We start from the raw sequence: 19893 nt of genomic DNA on the forward strand, positions 1-19893 counted from the left end.
GAATAAATAGAAGCAGCGCGTTTTTTATTGCCTGTAATTTGTACTTACTGTATTTCCTGCCTGATTAAATAGTTAACACCTAAACCTACAAATAAAGTCACACTTACGCTAAGTAGTGTACCGAGCATAACGTACTCGGTAAGTTTTTTATCTTTACTGGCACTTAAATCGCCAAACCTAAATACCGATTTTGCGGCAAGTAAAAAGCCAAGCCCTGCAAATTGGTCAAGCAATATAAAGCTCAGCATAAGTACGCGCTCAAGCATACCAATGCTTTGCCCTGCAAGTGGTAAGCTACCAGTACTTGAAAAGTTACTTGTTAAACGCTCTAACATCATTCTTATAAATACGGCGCAGGGGCTTAAAATAATTAAATAACCGCATACCACCCACAGTATTTTGGGATCAGTGAGCATATTATTAATTGCTGTCATAAAGCTACTGTTATCAGTTAGCCAAATACTGAGCGCAATAATAACGAGTATGTGCGCTATTTGATCTAGTAAGAAAGGCACCACGCCTTTATTAGAATACGATTTAGCTATATCAATAAAGTAATGGCTCACCATAATGCTCGCTGTGGCAATTAAAACACTGCTTAGTTGCTGCCACCCAAATGTGTATTCCCACACGGTAATAATGAGTGCACTTGTTACACCATGCACTAGTACATGAAAATAAAGCTTATTGGCTTTAAAGTGGCGGGTGTTTCTGTCGTTTACCCAACTCATAGGTTGCCAGTAAAAATCAGCGAGTAAGTGGCCAATAATAAGCGCGACCAGTAAAAGTGAAAACGTCATTATTCACCTCCTTTAATTATATTTTTTATAACGTGTTGTGTGTGCTTAATAAAGCGTTCTATAAGTTGGTAGTGCGCTAAATTTAGTAGCTTAGTTACATTTTCACGGCTGGTTTTAAGCTCTTTAGCCATTGCAGCGTGGCTGTTGTCTGGTGATGTTAAATAGACATAAAGGGCATTTGCTTGTTTTTGCGTGATTTTAGTGAGCAATACGTCAGCAAAGGCTAAATTAAGATTTAAGCTTTCATCGAGCTGCCGCTCGTTAATACTAAAAACAAAGCGTTGGTTACCTATTTTATCAAGGCCTTGCCCCGAAAGCGTAAAAGCAGAGCCGGTTGCTGTTTTTATATCGCTGCGTGGGTTATCTATTTGCCCAAGCGCTAAGCTTTGGCGTAGCTCATAACCTGAGGATTTAAGGTGTAAATACACTAGTATGGCATTTCTAAAAAGGTGCTCAGGATTATTAACTTGTAACTGAAAGGCATCGCCTCGATATATATTCCAAAGTGTTTGCTCACCCGAAATATTTCGCAAACTTTGCTCTAGTTGGTAAAGCATGGCATCGTACTGCTGCTTAGGGATAGTTTGCGATTTAATAATATCGCCGCTGATCACACCAATCATAAAAACCTCAAAATGGTTACTTTTTAATATGTAACCAATATTGGTTACATAAGAGTATGTAACTAATTTAGGTTACTTAAATATAAATTGCAAGGTACACTTATTTTAATTGCTATTAATCCTCACTAGGACACTAAATGACTTTACAAAACGAGCAGCAAAGCACGAAACCACGAGTCGGTATTTTTGTTGATGTACAAAATATTTATTACACGTGCCGCGAGAGTTACGGAAAAAACTTTGACTACAATGCGTTTTGGCGAGTAATGCAGGCGCAATACAATATTGAATGTGCTTTTGCATATGCAATTTACCGAGGGGATGAAAAGCAAAATCAGTTTCAAAATATTTTGCGTGCGATTGGTTTTGAGGTAAAGCTAAAGCCATTTATTCAACGCCGTGATGGCAGTGCTAAAGGCGATTGGGATGTAGGCATAACAATAGATATGTTAGAGCAGGGTAAAAATCTTGATAAGGTTATTTTGCTCTCTGGCGATGGTGACTTTGCTTTGTTACTTGGACATTTAAAAAATCAATATAATGTACCGTGCGATGTTTATGGTGCCGACAGGTTAACCGCTGAGGTATTAAAACAAAGCGCAGAGCAATTTCATTTAATTGATAATACTTTGCTACTTTAACAGCAAAAAATAGTTAAAAAAGTGCAAGCTAAGTGCCTGCAACATGAGAGATTTTAATACAAAGCCGTAATAGATGAATTAAGCCTTATATAGGCTTTTTTATTACTGTAATCAATTGGGTTTACTAAATGATTATGGTAATTTTAAAGCATAACGAGTTACCAAGGACTTACATGCTTCATTACAGCAACATGCCACTAGACAGAGGCTCAAATTTTCGCAAAGACCCATCGTGGCTTAAAGCGCAAATGTCGGCGCAAAGTAAATGGGTTTTAGTTAAAAATAATCAAACCCTATTTATTAAAGATACCCCAAAAGTAAGCTATTTAAGATATCAACAAGTGGCCCATTTAGATTTAACGAGTGCTATTTTTGTTGGTTTAAACAATGCTAAACAGGGTGTGTTTGCACTGGATGTCTCTGATCTGGATGAAAGCGTACTTACACCTTTAATAGAGGACGCGCAGTTTTTTGACATTCGCCAATATGGGCCTCAAGTGACCATTAAATATGCCTCAATAGCCGCCCTTGCGAGAGGTTTATGTTATTGGCATGCCACGCATCGTTTTTGTGGACGTTGTGGTAGTAAAAATCGTTCAGTGGAAGCTGGGCACTCTCGGTTGTGTGAAAACGAAAACTGTAAGCATCCTACATTTCCGCGCACCGATCCTGCGGTAATTATGGTTGTTACTAAGGTATTTGCTGATGGAGTAGAGCGATGCTTGTTAGGTCGCCAAGCTGCGTGGCCTGCTGGTATGTATTCGTCGCTTGCTGGGTTTGTAGATCCTGGGGAGACACTTGAGCAAGCCGTTGCGCGTGAAGTTAAAGAAGAGGCTGGTATAGAGGTTGGAAACGTACGTTATGTTGCATCTCAACCGTGGCCGTTCCCATCGTCCATTATGCTTGGTTTTTTTGCAGAGGCAACGTCTGAACAAATTAACGTAGATAAAGAAGAGCTAGACGATGCAAAATGGTTTAGTCGTGAAGACTTAGCACAATTTGGTAATTGGCACGAAGAAGGTGAGCATTTAAAGCTGCCTAGAACCGATTCTATCTCTCGTTATTTAATTGAGCATTGGCGTACAAACCCTTAAGGATTAACAATGTCGAGTAAAAGTAATAAAAACACTCAGCTGGTATCATCAGGGCGCAAAAAAGCCTATACACATGGCGTAGTAAACCCCGTTGTACAGCGTGCATCTACCATTGTATTTGATACCGTAGCCGATTTAAAAGAAGCGGCTAAAACCCGTGGCGATAAAACGTTATTTTATGGGCGCCGAGGGACAACAACACACTTTGCGCTACAAGAAGCGATTACAGAACTTGAGGGCGGCGAAGGGTGTGCATTATATCCCTGTGGCGCAGCAGCGATCAGCCAAGTGTTATTATCGTTTTTAAAAACCGGTGATCATATTTTAATGGTTGATAATGCATACGAACCTACCCGCGATTTTTGCGATAAGATTTTAGCCGGATTGGGCATTACAACAACCTTCTACCCGCCAACCATTGGCGCAGGTATTAAAGATTACATTCAGCCAAATACCAAAGTGTTGTTTTTAGAATCCCCAGGTTCTATTACGATGGAAGTGCAAGATGTACCCGCTATGGTAAAAGTAGCCAATGAGCATAATGTAATGACCATGCTTGATAACACCTACGGAAATGGCTTGCATTATCGCCCGCTAGAGCACGGTGTAGACATTAGTGTTCAAGCCGCAACTAAATATATTGTCGGCCATTCAGATGTGATGATGGGTGTGGCTGTTGCTAATAAAAAGTATTGGCCAACCTTGCGCGAAAACTCGTACTTACTAGGGCAATGTACCAGTGCCGATGATGCGTATTTAGCACTTAGAGGCCTGCGTACAATGGGTGTGCGTTTAAATCAACATGAAAAAGCAGCAATAGAAGTTGCTAAATGGCTTGAACAACATGAGCTTGTTGATCATATTCGCCACCCTGCATTTGCAACATGCCCAGGGCATGCGTTTTTTAAACGTGATTTTGATGGCAGTAATGGGTTGTTTTCCTTTGTGATGAAAACCGGCAATCAAAAAGCGATTGATGAATTTTTAGATAGTCTTGAGCATATTAAAATGGGCTTTTCGTGGGGCGGTTTTGAAAGTTTAGTAACGGCTAATTTAACCATGAAAGGCTTGCGTTCAAATACAGGCTGGGATTTAGGGCCGGTTATTCGCCTGCACATAGGCCTTGAAGATGTAGACGATTTAATTAGCGATTTAAGCCAAGCACTTGAGGTTTATAAACAGTATTTATAATTTTTAATACAGTTTATGTTGTTACATTTAAATGTATTGTTACAAAGCTCACCATAGGTGAGCTTTTTTTTGCTGGTAATTCAAGATGTTTACACTTAATGTGGATAAATACACAGAAAATAAAACGTCATTAAGGATAGTCAATGGCAACACCATTACCGATAAACGTAGGGCGATTAACGCAAATAGCGGGATTTGAGCTTGTACGTATGTTTTTAACTAAACGTGGATTAATTGCTCTTGCTGCTTTTGCGCTAGTGTGGGTTATAATTTTACGCTACCCAATAGGGCAAGCAGTTAGCATCGTCAGTTCCCCCAATTTTGAGCAAATAGCGCGTGATATATCAGGCTCCATTGGTTTAAGTAAACTACTAGACTGGCCTGAATCTGAGTTTGCTATGTATTGGCTAATAGCGCTTTATAGCTTTCCTGTTTTTGGCTTGTTTATATGTAGCGACCAAACGGTAGGTGATAGAGAGCGTGGTACACTTCGGTTTTTATCACTGCGCTCCACTCGCTTTGAAATACTGTTTGGTCGTTTTTTAGGGCAATTGGCGGTATTAGCGTGTTTGGTGGGTATAACACTTATAGCTACTTTAGCAGTGCTGGGCTTTAGAGATCCTAGTTTACTTGCTGGTGGTTTTGGTCGTGCGTTTTCTATATTTTTAATATTAGTGATTACTTTATGCCCATTTGTAGCACTTATGACGTTAATAAATACCTTTGCTCGATCATCGCGTTTATCTATCGTGCTGGCAATTTTATACTTTGCGGCAGGTGGTATTGTTGTGGGCATACTTGAATGGCAAATACCCGCATTTAGTATGCTTGATTATTTATTTCCGGGTGTGCAAATAGAGCTATTAGCCGGACAAAATTTACCATTATTAAGCGCGTTGGGTATTCCACTTATTCAAACCGCCGTGTTACTTATCGTTGCCCAACGTATTTTTGCAAGGAGCTCACTATGAGACCATTAATTACAGCTAGCAGTTTGAGTAAATCGTACGGTGCAAAATTGGCGCTTAATAATGTGAACTTTGAAATTAACAAAGGCTCACCAGTGGCGCTTGTTGGGCCAAATGGTGCAGGTAAAACCACCTTATTTAGTTTGTTATGTGGCTATATAGCGCCAAGTAAAGGCAGTCTTGAAATATTAGGGCATAAGCCTGGCAGTGCTGCTTTATTTAATAAGGTAAGTGCGCTACCGCAAGATGCTCAGCTCGACCCTCGCTTTAGTATAGATAAGCAACTCGCTTTTTATGCAAAGTTACAAGGCATGGGGGCCAAGCAAAGCCAAACCGAAGCACTACGTGTACTTGATTTAGTGGGATTAAAAGAAACTGCAAAGCAGCGTGCAGGGGACTTATCGCACGGTATGCGTAAACGTGTAACGATAGCGCAAGCACTTATTGGCTCACCAGAAATTGTCATGCTTGATGAAGCAACGGCAGGGCTTGATCCGATTCATGCCAGAGAAGTGCGCGAGCTGGTATCTGAATTAAGTGAACAGGCTACTTTTATTTTAAGCTCTCACGATTTAACTGAACTTGAGCGACTATGCTCACAGGTACTTCATTTAGATAAAGGTGTACTAAGCGAACATCAAACAAAAACTAATAATACCGATAAACACTTTTATACATTAATGCTCAGTGAAGCTTATCAAAATGTTGAGCAACAGCTTCAAGCAATTACTGGAGTGAGTCGCGTATATATGAGTCAACATAAAGAGTATGTTATTGAATATCAGCCAACAGACGAGCCGCTTGATGTTGTATTGCTAAATTTTTGTCATCAGCATAACTGGCAATATAGACAATTAGTTAATGGCCACACACTAGAAAATCAAATATTTAAGCAAGAAAGCATATAAAGATTAATAGTGAGAAGGCAATAACGTTTATTTTAGAAAAATTATTGACGACAAAAACAAAAGTAGAAATAAAGTAGTGCACAATGTATTTTTTTTACTGATTAATAATTGTTTCTATGGTCAAAGTAGGTGTAATTAGCTTTAAAATTAAGCTAATTACACTTTTGAGGGTTATTAAAAAAAGCTTAATAAATTAAATAAAAGGTAATGTGGTTTGAATTTATACCTAAAAAAGTATTTTTTACTAAAAAAAATTTAAATTAGTAAAAATTTTAACTGCGGTAATGCTATTAATGAAGTTTATCGGATAATTGAAAAAGAGATCACTTTAGCTGCAAACTGTACCGTATTTACTGGCTTTTCAAATCATACTTATTGCAAGTAGTTGTTGACTTAATGTTGCAACTACTTTAAATTAACATTTGCTAATATTTAATTACAAATACCTCATTAAAATCAGATTGTTATATAACCCACCATTCAGTTTTCATTCATTTTTTAGGCGTTAGGATGCGCTCCGACTTGAGCTACACAGCTTAAGCATAAAAAGTAATATTCATAGGGAAATTTCAGAATGAAAAAATTAGCCGTTATCATTTCAAGCATTTTATTATCAAGCGCTGCAACCACTGCAATGGCAGCAGATAGCTACCAATCAATTAGCAATTTAGGCTACCAATACACAGATAGTAATAATGATGATCAATTTAAAATTGATTCTACGTATTATTTTTCTCCTAAAAAAACATTAGGTCCGTACGACCAATTTGAATACATTAACAAGCAAAGTAACGTTTATGGTGCTTACACTGATAACGATGCTGGTGATGTAACTGCAATTGGTGGTGAATACTTCTATAAAGATGTTGTTGTTGGTGCTTCTTACGAAAACAGTGATTTTGGTTCAAACAATGAGTCTTACTCATTAACAGCGGGTTATTTTTTCAACCCAGATTTACTTGCAAAAGTAAAATTTGTTGATAATAACGATGGCGATAATTACACATTATTTTCATTAGCATATAACCACATGCTTAATGACACAGATTACGTTGGCGTAACTGTTGAGTCAGATGATGATTTTGATTCTCGTTCAGTAGCTGCTAAATACTTTGTTGATTTACAACAAGGCAACTTTTTAACGGTTGAAGGTACATTTTTAAGCCTTGATGAAGCTGATGATCACTGGAATGTTGAAACAAATTACTACTTCAGTAAAGCGACATCAGTATTTGCATCTTACGATAAAGAAGATGCTTACAGCTTTGGTGCACAACACTTCTTTAACCACAACATCGGTTTAAAAGTAGGTTACGGAAACAACGCTGATGACTCTGATAACGATACTTACTTCGCTAACATGCGTTTTCAGTTTTAATTAAGTTTTAAACTTATTTAATACAAAAGTAATATTGAAAAGCCCGCTAATTTAGCGGGCTTTGTTGTTATTAGACAAGTGCATTATTACCAGCCGCAGTTGCGGCCTTCATTTTGCTTATCTAAGTATGTTTGTAATGGCGCAAAGTAATCGAGCATTGCAGTTGCATCCATCTGTGGTTTACCTGTTATGCTTTCAAGCGCTTCTTGCCAAGGTCGAGATGAGCCCATTTCAAGCATGGCGTTTAGCTTTTCGCCGGCTTCTTTTGAGTTGTAAATAGAGCAGCGATGAATCGCTTTATCGTTACCGGCAATTTCACATAAACTGCGATGAAACTCAAATTGTAAAATATGCGCTAGAAAATAACGAGTGTAAGGCGTATTACCTGGAACGTGGTACTTAGCACCCGGATCAAAGTCGTTTTCGCTACGTGCAATAGGGGCTTGTACTCCTTGGTATTTTTCACGCAGTTCCCACCATGCTTTATTGTAGTTCTCAGGTGTTACTTCACCTGAAAATACCTGCCAGCGCCACTGATCAACCATTAGGCTAAAGGGTACAAAGGCAACTTTATCGAGAGCCATTTTCATTAGTAAACCGATGTCTTTTGATTCATCTGGAACTTGTTCAAGCAAACCAATTTCTTTTAAATATCCAGGCGTAACAGATAAAGCAATGGTATCGCCAATGGCCTCATGAAAACCATCGTTAGCACTTTCTTGGTAAAATAAAGGTTGTTTGTTGTACGCACGCTGATAAAAGTTATGGCCTAACTCATGATGAATAACTGAAAACTCTTCGCCTGTACGCTGAATACACATTTTAATACGCAAATCGTCTTTACTGTCGATGTTCCATGCTGATGCATGGCATTGCACATCTCTATCTTTTGGTTTGATAAACAGTGAGCGTTCGTAAAATGTAGTTGGCAATGCATCAAAGCCCATTGAGGTAAAAAAGCTTTCAGCTCCTTTTACCATTTTGAGTTCGTCATAGTCATGCTTTGCTAGTAATTCGGTTACGTCATAACCCGGATCAGCGTTTTCTGGAGCAACGACATCGTAAATATTACCCCATGCTTGCGCCCACATATTACCAAGTAAGTGCGCTGGAATAGGTTGATTTTGTGGTACTTTGTCTGTGCCATATTTTTCGCCTAACTTAGCGCGAACATGGCAGTGCAGTGAGTTATATAATGGTTTAACTTGGCCCCAAATACGATCAAGCTCGGTGGTGAAGTCATCAGCAGGCATATCGTATTTACTGCGCCACATCGCGCCGGTATCGACATAACCAAGCTCTTTTGCCCCTTCGTTTGTCAGGACTACTTGTTGCGCGTAAAGTGGGCGCATTGGCTTTGATATTTGACGCCAACCTTGCCATAAATCAAGTAGTTCGTTGTAATTTCGGCTGGTGGCCATTGTAGATGTCATGTCGCCTAGGCTCAAACAGCTGCCATCTTCTTTGCAGTATTTACCTTTACCGTATAAACCACCAAGTTGTGCAACAATATTTGAAAGTTGTGCTGTTTTATCTGCGTCTTGTGGTGCTGGCAATGTAAGGGCTAGTTTTAGTTTATCAAGTTTTCGGCGGGCATCGTAATCAAGGACGAGTGTATCGTATTTAGCCGCTTCGTTGGCTAAGCGCACAACAGTTTCGGTCATTTTACGATTAACCTCGGCAGATAAAGCTGACGTATCGTGAGTAATAAAGTTTGCGTAAATCCACTCTGCACGGCTCGATTCTAAATAAAGTGCACTCAATTCTTTTTCTGTGTTTGTTATAAATGTATTTGCATCTTTAGCTGTTACAGCTTTTTTAGTGTGTGCTGAATCGGTGGTGTCTATGTTTATTTCTGCGTCGCAGGCAGCTAAAGCAAGAGTACTTGCGACCATTAAGGCGCTTATACTCAGCTTATGGCGAGGTGTGTTCATCGTATTTATTCCCTTCGTTTATTGTTATTTAGAGCGGTGATAATAACAGTGAACTTTCAAAGAATAAATGAATGCGTTGGTCCGATTGAGGGATTTCGCAATGATTGTATTTAAATCAGGATAGGTCATAATTGAATCACTATTTAATTTAATGTGTAAGGAATGTGCGCATGTCGGTATTTATCATTTTACTGGTTGTGGTGGTGGTTATTTTTGCAGTTAAAGATATTCGCCTAAACCTGATCAGTCGTCCTGCATTTAAAATGTTTAAAAAGGTACTTCCCCCATTATCGCAAACAGAGCGAGAGGCAATGGAGGCCGGCGATGTTTGGTGGGATGGTGAACTATTTAGTGGCAACCCCGATTGGCAAAAGCTACATCGCTTTCCTAAACCTGAATTAAGCGATAAAGAAAACGCATTTATGGCTGATCAAGTAGAGACTTTATTGGCAATGCTTGATGATTATCAAATTGTACAAAAAGATAAAGACTTACCAAAAGAAGTGTGGAATTACCTAAAAACGGAAGGTTTTTTTGCGCTGATCATTCCTGAAAAATTTGGTGGTCGTGAGTTCTCAGCAATTGCTAATTCAACGATAGTGTCAAAAATTTCGACTAAAAGTTTAACTGCTGCAGTGACTGTTATGGTGCCAAATAGCTTAGGCCCGGGCGAGTTACTCCTTCACTATGGTACTAAAGAGCAGCAAGACCGTTGGCTACCAAGTTTAGCTAATGGCACAGATGTGCCTTGTTTTGCGTTAACGGGACCAGAAGCGGGCTCTGATGCGGGCAGTATTCCTGATTCAGGCGTGGTGTGTATGGGAGAGCACAATGGCGAGCAGGTGATGGGTCTGCGCTTAAACTGGTCAAAGCGCTATATTACACTTGCACCGGTGGCTACAGTACTGGGCTTGGCATTTAAAATGTATGATCCTGATGGTTTGTTGGGTGATAAAAAAGAGCTGGGAATTACGTGTGCGCTTATACCAACAAATCATCTAGGCGTTGAAACGGGTGAGCGTCATTATCCGCTTAATATGGCCTTCATGAATGGCACAACGTACGGTAAAGATGTATTTATACCACTGGATTGGATTATAGGTGGGCATGAATGCGCAGGGCGCGGTTGGAGAATGCTTGTTGAGTGTTTAAGTGCTGGCCGTGGTATATCACTACCAGCATTGAGTGCAGCAACTGGACATTTAGCTTCAAAAATGACATCGGCATACGCCATGGTGCGCCAGCAGTTTGGTGTATCTATAGGGCAATTTGAAGGTGTGCAAGAGGCACTTGCGCGTATTGGTGGTTTAACTTACGCACTTGAGTCGTGCAGGCTAATGACAGCAGGTGCGATTGATTTAAAGCTAAGTCCGTCAGTTGTAACCGCAATTGCTAAATACCATATGACCGAAATGGGGCGTACGGTAATGAACGATGCAATGGATATTCATTCGGGCAAAGGGATTCAAGTTGGCCCAAATAACTATTTAGCGCATGGCTATATGGGGATTCCTGTATCGATTACGGTAGAAGGCGCGAATATTTTAACCCGTAATTTAATGATATTTGGCCAAGGTGCCACGCGCTGCCATCCGTTTGTTTTAAAAGAAATGGAAGCCGCTGCAATGGAAGATGATGACGCAGCACTTGGGCAGTTCGATAGTTTATTAATGAACCACATACTATTTGCTGCAAGTAATGCCAGCATGGCATTTGTGCATGGCCTAACACGCAGCTATTTTGCTAAAGCGCCCGTGAGCGGTGAAACCGCAGTTTATTATAAACAATTGACTAGAATGAGCCGAGGTTTGGCTATTTGTACCGACGTTGCAATGTTAATGCTTGGCGGTGAGCTTAAGCGAAAAGAAATGATATCGGCACGTTTAGGTGATGTGCTGAGCCATTTGTATTTAGCATCAACCGTTTTAAAGCGTTACGAAGACGAAGGACGCCAACAAGCAGATTTACCCTTTGTTAAATATGCAATTGAGAATTCACTATTTGAAATTGGCCAAGCATTTAATGGCTTCTTTAAAAACTTTTCAAACCCTGTTGTTAATTTTACCCTTAAACGCATCGTGTTCCCTGTGGGTAATCATTACCACAGAGCAAGTGATGAAATAGCGCAAAGTATTTGTGAGCACATGACTCAACCGGGTGTGTTTCGAAACCGCTTAACACATTTATGTTATGTAGACGAAAATGCGGGTACGGGGGTGATGGAAAATGCATTTTTGGCAATGCATGACATGCAAGCGCAGTTTAAAGACTTAAAACAATGGCAACGTAAGGGTAGTGTGCCTGCAACGCTTGATATTGAAGGTGCGATAAACTATGCGCTTGAAAATAAGTTACTCGAACAGGCTGACGCAGATGCAATGCATCATGCTAATAAATTGCGAAAACAAGCCATTGCGGTTGATAACTTTAAAGCAGGTGAGCTTTGAGCGAGTGCTTAAATAAGCTGAACTCTGGGTAATAAATCTATCTCGAGCAGCTATCTTTAGCGCTAACCGCGTTGAATTTACGTGCAATAGGCCCGCTATTGACGCGTAAATTCGCCTTGTTTTCACTGAAAATATCTTAACCAGAGCTCAGGTTAAATAATAATTAAAATACAAAAGGCCTTATAAATATAAGGCCTTTTGCTTAAGTCTGTTTATCGTGCGTAAGGGTCGGCAAGTATTTTATCTACATACCATTTGCCTTTTGTATGTATCATATTTACGCTGCGCATCTCATCAACTTTTTTGCCATTAATATAACCGGTAAAAACAATATTAATTTTAGCTTTATCACCGTATTGTTCACGTAAGCTCGTATTCGATCTATCAACCTCAATAATCACTTCATCGTATTGCATGTTTATTAAGTTGCGCGCAAACTGTTTTGCAGTACCGTAGGATTTCATTATACGAGTAAGCCTAGGCGTTGCGTAGGCAGTGGCTTTTTGTAAGTCTTGTTGATTATATAATGCATCAAAGTAAGCGGCTGCTGAATCACCAGGACTGTCACTGGATACTTTAATATCGTCATTACACCCCAAAGTGAATAGACAGATTATTAGGCTAAGCAGGGTTACTATTTTTTTCATCATCATCGTTATAGTTATTTATTCAGTTTTTAAAGTGTGTAATTAAATAGTGAAGATGTAAAGAGGACGGGAAAGATTGGCTGTGAATATTTTTAATAAATAATAAAAAAGGATGCAAAAGCATCCTTTTTTACAAAATGTTTTATTGAACGAGCTCTTGTTCACTAAATTCTTCATCAAACATTGGGCTTGATAAGTAACGCTCAGTAGCACTTGGCAAAATAACGACGATGTTTTTATCCGCATTTTCTGGCTTTTCGGCAATGCGTTTGGCTGCAACAACGGCAGCACCTGACGAAATACCGACTAAAATGCCTTCTTTTTTCATTAATTGATGCGCCATTGCAATTGCATCTTCGTTAGATACAAGCTCTGCACCATCAATTAGTGTCATATCTAGGTTACCAGGAATAAAGCCTGCACCAATACCTTGAATTTTATGAGGGCCTGGCTTAATAACCTCTCCGGCAAGCGTTTGGCTAATAACGGGAGAATTAGTTGGCTCAACCGCAATAGATTTAACGTTTAGGCCTTTTTCTGTTTTAAGGTAGCGGCTAACACCGGTAATTGTACCACCAGTACCCACACCTGCTACAAAAAAGTCTACTTTACCATCAAGGGCATCATAAATTTCAGGGCCCGTTGTTTCAAAGTGAATCTTAGGGTTTGCCGGGTTTTCAAATTGCTGTAATAAAATATACTTATCAGGTGCGGTTGCTTGAATTTCTTTTGCTTTTTCAATTGCGCCGTTCATACCTTTAGCACCGTCGGTAAGCACTAGGTTTGCACCTAATGCTTTCAATAGCTTACGGCGTTCTAAACTCATGGTGTTTGGCATAGTCAGCGTTAGCTTGTAACCACGTGCCGCAGCAACAAATGCTAAAGCAATGCCTGTATTTCCCGACGTTGGTTCGATAAGTTCTTTATCTTTCGTTAGCTGGCCTGATTTTTCAGCTTCCCAAATCATTGATGCACCAATACGGCATTTGATACTAAAGCTAGGGTTACGAGATTCAACTTTAGCGTATACATTCCCACCTGTAACACGGTTAAGTTTTACCAGCGGTGTATTACCGATGCTTAGTGAGTTATCTTCAAAAATAGTAGACATAATGTTCCTTTGGATACAATCTGATCAACGTATTAGCAGCCTTTGCTACTAACTATATAGACACACTTTACTGGGAGTTAAAAAAAACTAAAGTAAAGTTTGGCTATAACATATATCTATTGAGCTTATAACTAAGTGAAATAAAAATCCACAATAGCCGGCACTTTAGTTATTAAAGGTATGTACAGAGGTCGCGCTTATTTTATTGGCTTTGAAATGCGGATGAAATCTATTCATTTACCCTATATTATCTGCAAAATCTTCATGTGTTGTTGATTATTTGTGCGAATGAACCACCGTTGAACATTTTTATGACACAAGCTAAGTAAAACATGATAAAAACACGTATCTAAATTCAATAAAGCAATCACAATGAAGTTAATCTTAAAATTAATTGCCGGTATTGTTGCCGGTATTCTGGTCGGACTCTACGTACCAATTACAGGTGTTGAACTTTTATTTACGGTAAAAGAGCTGATAGGTCAAATTATCTCTTTTACTATTCCGCTTATTATTTTGTTTTTTATTGCATCGGGTATTGCAGGCCTACCAAAAGGGTCAGGTCACTTACTTGGCAAAACAGTCGGGTTTGCTTATAGCTCTACAATTATTGCAGGTACGCTTGCTTTTTTATTAGTGAGTGCTGTTATCCCATTTTTAAGTGGTGGCATAACATTCGAATCAGAAATTGCAACAGAAATAGGTAGCTTTATAGATTTAGAAATTCCACCGCTTATGGGGGTTATGACCGCATTAGTTACTGCCTTTGTATTTGGTATAGGTATGAGTCAGCTAGAATTAGACACACTGAAAAAAGTGTCCGATCAGGGACGTGATGTTATTGATGGGCTTCTGTCAAAGGTAATTATTCCGGCTTTACCATTTTATATCGCGGGCGTATTTGCGGAAATGACAGTAGCCGGGACGGTGATTGATACGCTGCAAACATTTGGTGTGGTACTAATTGCAGCACTTGTTATGCATTGGCTATGGTTAAGCGTTTTATATATAGCGACAGGTATCTTGCTTAAACGCAATCCAATCGAATTAGTTAAAAATATGCTACCGGCTTACTTTACGGCATTAGGGACTATGTCGAGTGCGGCAACGATTCCGGTATCACTGCAATCAAGTAAAGCAAATAATGTAAAAGAAGATGTAGCTAACTTTACTGTGCCGCTTTGCGCCACTATTCACCTATCTGGATCAACGATTACAATAGTAACCTGTGCAATGGCTGTTATGTTTTTATCGCCAAATATGGCAGTACCTTCATTAATGGAGATGATGCCATTTATTATGATGCTAGGTGTCGTTATGATTGCAGCCCCTGGTGCGCCAGGTGGGGCCGTTATGTCGGCACTTGGGCTATTAACAAGCATGCTTGGCTTTAATGAAGGGGCTGTTGCATTAATGATTGCACTTTATTTAGCACAAGATAGCTTTGGCACTGCGTGTAATGTAACAGGTGATGGTATCATTGCATTATGGGTTGATCGTTTTAGCGATAAAAAATCATCTTAAACTATTAGACTGAGGCAATAATATTAGTTATTGTCTCGCTTTATCTCTGTTTGTATGGCAAATTAATTTATTAAATTGCGTGTTGTTAGGTAAATGAGGATGTTCCATTGATTAATGTACTTTTAGTTGATGACCATGAACTTGTACGAACAGGTATCAAGCGTATTCTTGATGACGTACGAGGGTTTAAAGTAATTGGCGAGGCTAAAACCGGCGAAGAGGCTGTGCAGTTCTGTCGTCAGCATGCGCCAAACATCGTATTAATGGATATGAACATGCCAGGTATGGGCGGATTAGAAGCGACTAAAAAGATTTGCCGCTATTGCCCTGATGTAAAAATCATTGTGCTTACTGTTAATTGTGAAGACCCATTTCCGAGCAAGGTAATGCAAATTGGCGCACATGGCTTTTTAACCAAAGGTGCAGGCTCTGACGAAATGGTCCGCGCTATTCGCTGTGTTCATGCTGGACAACGTTATATAGCCCCAGAAATTGCACAACAAATTGCATTAGCGCAAGTGACAGGTCGTACCGACGAAAACCCTTTTCAGAGTTTATCTGAGCGCGAACTACAAATTATGCTTATGATCACCAAAGGTGAAAAAGCACAAGATATAGCTGAGCGTTTAAACTTAAGTTCTAAAACAGTAAACAGCTATCGCTATCGCATGTTTGAAAAGCTAAATGTGGGTGGAGATGTTGAACTGACCCATTTGGCTATTCGCCATAAAATGATTGATATAGACGTGTCGTACTAATCATAATCTATGTCTGAATTTGATCATGCACATTTTCTTAAAACGCTATCAAGTGAGCCTGGTGTCTACCGTATGCTTGATAGTGGTGGCCAAGTTATTTATGTTGGAAAAGCCAAACACTTAAAAAAACGAGTCAGTAGCTACTTTAGAAGTAATATCACGGACAGTAAAACGCGTGTTTTAGTGAGTAATATTTGTGATATTAACGTCACTCTTACCAATACTGAAACCGAAGCGCTGCTGCTTGAAAATAATTTAATAAAAAAATACCAGCCTCGTTACAACATATTATTACGCGACGATAAGTCGTATCCTTATATTTTATTGACCAGCCATAAACACCCTCGTTTAGCTTTTCACCGGGGTAGTCGTAAAATTAAAGGCGAATACTTTGGGCCTTTCCCAAGCGCAGGCGCAGTATCTGAAAGCTTGCGGTTAATGCAAAAAATCTTTCCTGTTCGTCAATGCGAAGACGCTTATTACCGCGCAAGAAGTCGCCCATGCTTACAATACCAGCTTAAACGTTGCTCAGCGCCGTGCGTGAACAAAGTAACGGATGATGATTACAGTGAGCAAGTAGATTACGTACGTAAATTTTTAACGGGTAAATCTCACGAAGTTATTGCTGATTTAATAAAAAAAATGGAAGAAGCCAGCCAGCAACTCAACTTTGAACTGGCGGCAAAAGTTCGCGACCAAATAATGCTACTTCGTAAAATGCAGGAGCAGCAGTCTATTTCGGGTAATTTTGCTGAAATGGATGTGGTAGGCTTTGCCCATTTGAATGGTTTAAACGGTATTCATTTATTAATGATCCGCGATCATAAAGTACTAGGTAGTAAAACGTACTTCCCAAAAGTGCCAAAAGATTCGAGTGAGCAAGAAATACTAACTTCATTTTTAGGGCAGTATTATTTAGCGCCTGGCGCGACAGGGCGTATTGCAAAAGAAATCATATTACCGTTTGAAATAGAAGAAAGCGGGGCTTTAGGTGAAGCCCTCACACAAATAAGTGAGCGCAAAGTAACCCTTAAAGTAGTTACCCGTGGTGAACGCGCGCAATACTTACAACTCGCAAATAAAAATGCATTAAATAGTATTGCGGTTAAACAAAGTACCCAAGACTCTATTAATAAACGTTATGCACAATTAAAAGCAACGCTACGCCTTGATGATATAACACGGATGGAATGTTTTGATATAAGTCACACTATGGGAGAGAACACTGTTGCTAGTTGTGTTGTGTTTGATTCGCAAGGACCAAATACAAAAGAGTACAGGCGCTATAACGTAACGGGTATTACTGGTGGTGATGATTATGCAGCAATGGAGTTTGCACTTAACAAACGCTATAACAAGCTAGTAGACGAAGAAAAAATTCCTGACGTTATTTTTATAGATGGTGGTAAGGGGCAACTCGGGCGTGCTGAGCAGTACTTTTCTAATTGGTCGCATACAAAAATGCCTTTATTAGTCGGTGTAGCAAAGGGGACTAGTCGAAAGCCTGGTCTTGAAACACTATTAATAGATGGTGGCCGTAAGACTATTCCAATGGATTCGGATGCACCTGCGCTGCATTTAATCCAGCATATACGAGATGAGTCTCACCGCTTTGCCATTGCAGGGCACCGTAATAAACGACAGAAACAACGAACACAATCACTATTAGAAGAAATAAATGGAGTAGGTTCTAAGCGCCGCCAAACATTATTGAAATATTTAGGGGGCATGCAGGGGGTAAAAGCTGCTAATATAGAACAGTTAAAGAAAGTTCCTGGGATCAGCCCTGACATGGCTGAGAAGATATTTAACCATTTGCACGATAAGGGTTAGCCTTATATGCAATATAGCAAAAAAGACATATCCAAGTAGTTATGTGGAATATTCCAAACACACTCACAACCTTTAGACTTTTTCTTATCCCCATTTTTTTGGTGATATTTTATTTGCCTTATAGCTGGGCTTATTTTGCTGCAGCCTTTATTTTTTGGCTTGCATCTATTACCGACATACTCGACGGTTATTTAGCAAGAAAGCTTGAGCAATCAACCCCTTTTGGTGCTTTTTTAGATCCTGTTGCTGATAAAGTCATGGTATGTGCAGCACTTGTCGCATTATCTGAACAATATCAATCAATGTATATGACAATACCGGCCCTCATTATAATAAGTCGTGAAATAATTATTTCTGCACTTCGTGAATGGATGGCAGAGCAAGGTAAACGCGGTAACGTAGCTGTGTCAAATATGGGTAAAATAAAGACAGCTGCGCAAATGTTAGCCATTATCGGTTTGATTTGGCAATACGATACGTGGATGAACTATTTAAGTTTTGGGTTATTGTATATAGCCACCTTTTTAACTTTGAGTTCTATGCTGCAATATTTACGTGCAGCGTGGGATGAATTGACTAAAAATTAGCTCTAAATGTATAATAACGCAGCATTTTAGATAAAAAACAAGCAAACAGTTCAAAACTAGCATTTTTTATATTGACGCGTTTAATAATCTCTGTAGAATGCGTCCGTGTTGAGAGGGCATAGCCCCCGAGATAAACAAAACGGTAATTAATTGGTTACCTGAATGCTCACATAAATCATCATGTGTTAATTCAAATAGCTGATAATAAAATGCGGTACTAGCTCAGTTGGTAGAGCGCGACCTTGCCAAGGTCGAGGTCACGAGTTCGAGCCTCGTGTACCGCTCCAAGTTTATCTCAAGGTTATTACCCCGCACTGGGGCGGAATGGCAGAGTGGCCATGCACCGGATTGCAAATCCGTTCACCCCGGTTCGACTCCGGGTTCCGCCTCCAATCAACACTCCACACGCTTTAATTAGCAAACTCGATGCCCGAGTGGTGGAATTGGTAGACACAAGGGATTTAAAATCCCTCGACTAACAAGTCGTGCCGGTTCAAGTCCGGCCTCGGGCACCACTTTGTGGTTTAATTGCATTACCAAGTGTAATTTATAAAATAGTTAATTTAGAATTAATATGATGCGGTACTAGCTCAGTTGGTAGAGCGCGACCTTGCCAAGGTCGAGGTCACGAGTTCGAGCCTCGTGTACCGCTCCATATTCGTTTTATCCACTTGCTTTTAATAGCAAACTCGATGCCCGAGTGGTGGAATTGGTAGACACAAGGGATTTAAAATCCCTCGACTAACAAGTCGTGCCGGTTCAAGTCCGGCCTCGGGCACCACTTTAAATTATTTTACCAAGGTAATTTAGAGTTGATAAACAATATTTTGCGGTACTAGCTCAGTTGGTAGAGCGCGACCTTGCCAAGGTCGAGGTCACGAGTTCGAGCCTCGTGTACCGCTCCAAATTAATTGGAAATATTTAGGCGGAATGGCAGAGTGGCCATGCACCGGATTGCAAATCCGTTTACCTCGGTTCGACTCCGGGTTCCGCCTCCATATAATTTACTCCACACGCTTTAATTAGCAAACTCGATGCCCGAGTGGTGGAATTGGTAGACACAAGGGATTTAAAATCCCTCGACTAACAAGTCGTGCCGGTTCAAGTCCGGCCTCGGGCACCATCTTTATATTAAGCGCTCTGCTTAAAAAAAATTTATAACACTTATAAGTTAACCCCAAAACCTGATTTACAATCCTTATATTTACTATGATTTATATTATTTTTGATATGCCATACTTTATGTATGTCCTACCTAATAATATCGTTGTGTGATAGTTTAGTAACGGCTTTTTATACCTATTGCTAAGCGTAATATAAGATCTCTAAATCCAGTCCTATAACGGTTCAAATAAACTAGGCACGTAATCCATAGTGATACATTATTCCTAGTGTTAATTAATGCACTTTTAATTGGGCTAAACGTCATAGACTTATGATACCAACCCG

16 protein-coding genes and 8 tRNA genes are annotated in these 19893 nt (G+C 39.7%); 19 read left to right on the plus strand and 5 right to left on the minus strand.

Going from position 1 to position 19893, the window contains the following annotated elements; genetic code table 11:
* Positions 1 to 44: 44 nt before the first annotated feature.
* Positions 45 to 800 carry a DUF3307 domain-containing protein gene (locus tag ACJJVZ_RS09060; protein WP_405599870.1) on the minus strand — a complete coding sequence of 252 codons (756 nt, stop codon included), beginning with the start codon at positions 798 to 800 and terminating at the stop codon, positions 45 to 47.
* Entirely contained in the window at positions 800 to 1423 is a 624-nt protein-coding gene (locus tag ACJJVZ_RS09065; protein WP_193154378.1) for a hypothetical protein, read from the minus strand. Before ACJJVZ_RS09065 ends, ACJJVZ_RS09060 begins: the two co-directional genes overlap by 1 nt.
* 137 nt (positions 1424 to 1560) lie before the next feature.
* Here ACJJVZ_RS09065 and ACJJVZ_RS09070 point away from each other — a divergent pair, with 137 nt between their 5' ends.
* The 6 genes from ACJJVZ_RS09070 to ACJJVZ_RS09095 all read left to right on the plus strand — a co-directional run bounded on the left by ACJJVZ_RS09070 (position 1561) and on the right by ACJJVZ_RS09095 (position 7603).
* On the plus strand, positions 1561 to 2064 hold the full coding sequence (locus ACJJVZ_RS09070) for an NYN domain-containing protein (protein ID WP_010555312.1): 504 nt from the start codon (positions 1561 to 1563) through the stop codon (positions 2062 to 2064).
* 173 nt (positions 2065 to 2237) lie between these two features.
* Positions 2238 to 3158 carry an NAD(+) diphosphatase gene (gene nudC, locus ACJJVZ_RS09075; protein ID WP_077538986.1) on the plus strand — a complete coding sequence of 307 codons (921 nt, stop codon included), beginning with the start codon at positions 2238 to 2240 and terminating at the stop codon, positions 3156 to 3158.
* Between the two features lie 9 nt (positions 3159 to 3167).
* Positions 3168 to 4349, plus strand: coding sequence for a cystathionine beta-lyase (locus tag ACJJVZ_RS09080; protein WP_405599873.1), 1182 nt, complete (start codon positions 3168 to 3170; stop codon positions 4347 to 4349).
* Positions 4350 to 4492: 143 nt separating this feature from the next.
* A complete protein-coding gene (locus tag ACJJVZ_RS09085; protein ID WP_405599875.1) occupies positions 4493 to 5320 on the plus strand; it encodes an ABC transporter permease subunit in 828 nt (275 codons plus the stop codon).
* Entirely contained in the window at positions 5317 to 6225 is a 909-nt protein-coding gene (locus ACJJVZ_RS09090) for an ABC transporter ATP-binding protein (protein ID WP_405599877.1), read from the plus strand. Before ACJJVZ_RS09085 ends, ACJJVZ_RS09090 begins: the two co-directional genes overlap by 4 nt.
* 574 nt (positions 6226 to 6799) lie before the next feature.
* Entirely contained in the window at positions 6800 to 7603 is an 804-nt protein-coding gene (locus tag ACJJVZ_RS09095; protein ID WP_077537560.1) for a putative porin, read from the plus strand.
* Positions 7604 to 7689: 86 nt separating this feature from the next.
* Here the strand turns inward: ACJJVZ_RS09095 and ACJJVZ_RS09100 are convergent, their stop codons facing one another.
* Entirely contained in the window at positions 7690 to 9537 is a 1848-nt protein-coding gene (locus ACJJVZ_RS09100; RefSeq protein WP_193154371.1) for a M2 family metallopeptidase, read from the minus strand.
* 170 nt (positions 9538 to 9707) lie between these two features.
* On the opposite strand from ACJJVZ_RS09100, the gene ACJJVZ_RS09105 reads away from it, so the two are divergent.
* Positions 9708 to 11984, plus strand: a complete 2277-nt coding sequence (locus tag ACJJVZ_RS09105; protein ID WP_405599879.1) for an acyl-CoA dehydrogenase — start codon at positions 9708 to 9710, stop codon at positions 11982 to 11984.
* A gap of 212 nt (positions 11985 to 12196) precedes the next feature.
* Here the strand turns inward: ACJJVZ_RS09105 and ACJJVZ_RS09110 are convergent, their stop codons facing one another.
* Both ACJJVZ_RS09110 and cysK read right to left on the minus strand, forming a co-directional pair.
* Positions 12197 to 12631, minus strand: coding sequence for a hypothetical protein (locus tag ACJJVZ_RS09110; RefSeq protein ID WP_193154473.1), 435 nt, complete (start codon positions 12629 to 12631; stop codon positions 12197 to 12199).
* A gap of 142 nt (positions 12632 to 12773) precedes the next feature.
* Positions 12774 to 13742, minus strand: a complete 969-nt coding sequence (cysK, locus tag ACJJVZ_RS09115) for a cysteine synthase A (RefSeq protein ID WP_193154369.1) — start codon at positions 13740 to 13742, stop codon at positions 12774 to 12776.
* A gap of 372 nt (positions 13743 to 14114) precedes the next feature.
* Here cysK and ACJJVZ_RS09120 point away from each other — a divergent pair, with 372 nt between their 5' ends.
* The 12 genes from ACJJVZ_RS09120 to ACJJVZ_RS09175 all read left to right on the plus strand — a co-directional run bounded on the left by ACJJVZ_RS09120 (position 14115) and on the right by ACJJVZ_RS09175 (position 19567).
* Positions 14115 to 15266, plus strand: coding sequence for a dicarboxylate/amino acid:cation symporter (locus ACJJVZ_RS09120; RefSeq protein ID WP_405599881.1), 1152 nt, complete (start codon positions 14115 to 14117; stop codon positions 15264 to 15266).
* 107 nt (positions 15267 to 15373) lie between these two features.
* A complete protein-coding gene (gene uvrY / locus ACJJVZ_RS09125) occupies positions 15374 to 16024 on the plus strand; it encodes a UvrY/SirA/GacA family response regulator transcription factor (protein WP_007377972.1) in 651 nt (216 codons plus the stop codon).
* 9 nt (positions 16025 to 16033) lie between these two features.
* On the plus strand, positions 16034 to 17857 hold the full coding sequence (uvrC, locus tag ACJJVZ_RS09130) for an excinuclease ABC subunit UvrC (protein ID WP_405599883.1): 1824 nt from the start codon (positions 16034 to 16036) through the stop codon (positions 17855 to 17857).
* 41 nt (positions 17858 to 17898) lie between these two features.
* Entirely contained in the window at positions 17899 to 18444 is a 546-nt protein-coding gene (gene pgsA / locus ACJJVZ_RS09135; protein ID WP_405599885.1) for a CDP-diacylglycerol--glycerol-3-phosphate 3-phosphatidyltransferase, read from the plus strand.
* 211 nt (positions 18445 to 18655) lie between these two features.
* Positions 18656 to 18731: transfer RNA gene (locus tag ACJJVZ_RS09140), tRNA-Gly, on the plus strand.
* Positions 18732 to 18762: 31 nt separating this feature from the next.
* A tRNA-Cys gene (locus tag ACJJVZ_RS09145) sits at positions 18763 to 18836 on the plus strand.
* A 36-nt stretch (positions 18837 to 18872) separates the two neighbouring features.
* Positions 18873 to 18959 (plus strand) — tRNA-Leu (locus tag ACJJVZ_RS09150).
* A gap of 64 nt (positions 18960 to 19023) precedes the next feature.
* Positions 19024 to 19099: transfer RNA gene (locus tag ACJJVZ_RS09155), tRNA-Gly, on the plus strand.
* A gap of 39 nt (positions 19100 to 19138) precedes the next feature.
* Positions 19139 to 19225: transfer RNA gene (locus ACJJVZ_RS09160), tRNA-Leu, on the plus strand.
* A 48-nt stretch (positions 19226 to 19273) separates the two neighbouring features.
* A tRNA-Gly gene (locus ACJJVZ_RS09165) sits at positions 19274 to 19349 on the plus strand.
* A gap of 19 nt (positions 19350 to 19368) precedes the next feature.
* Positions 19369 to 19442: transfer RNA gene (locus ACJJVZ_RS09170), tRNA-Cys, on the plus strand.
* A 38-nt stretch (positions 19443 to 19480) separates the two neighbouring features.
* Positions 19481 to 19567 (plus strand) — tRNA-Leu (locus tag ACJJVZ_RS09175).
* The last annotated feature ends 326 nt before the right edge of the window (positions 19568 to 19893 follow it).

This window comes from Pseudoalteromonas sp. Ld19 (assembly GCF_045064135.1).
GTDB classification, from domain to species: domain Bacteria; phylum Pseudomonadota; class Gammaproteobacteria; order Enterobacterales; family Alteromonadaceae; genus Pseudoalteromonas; species Pseudoalteromonas aliena.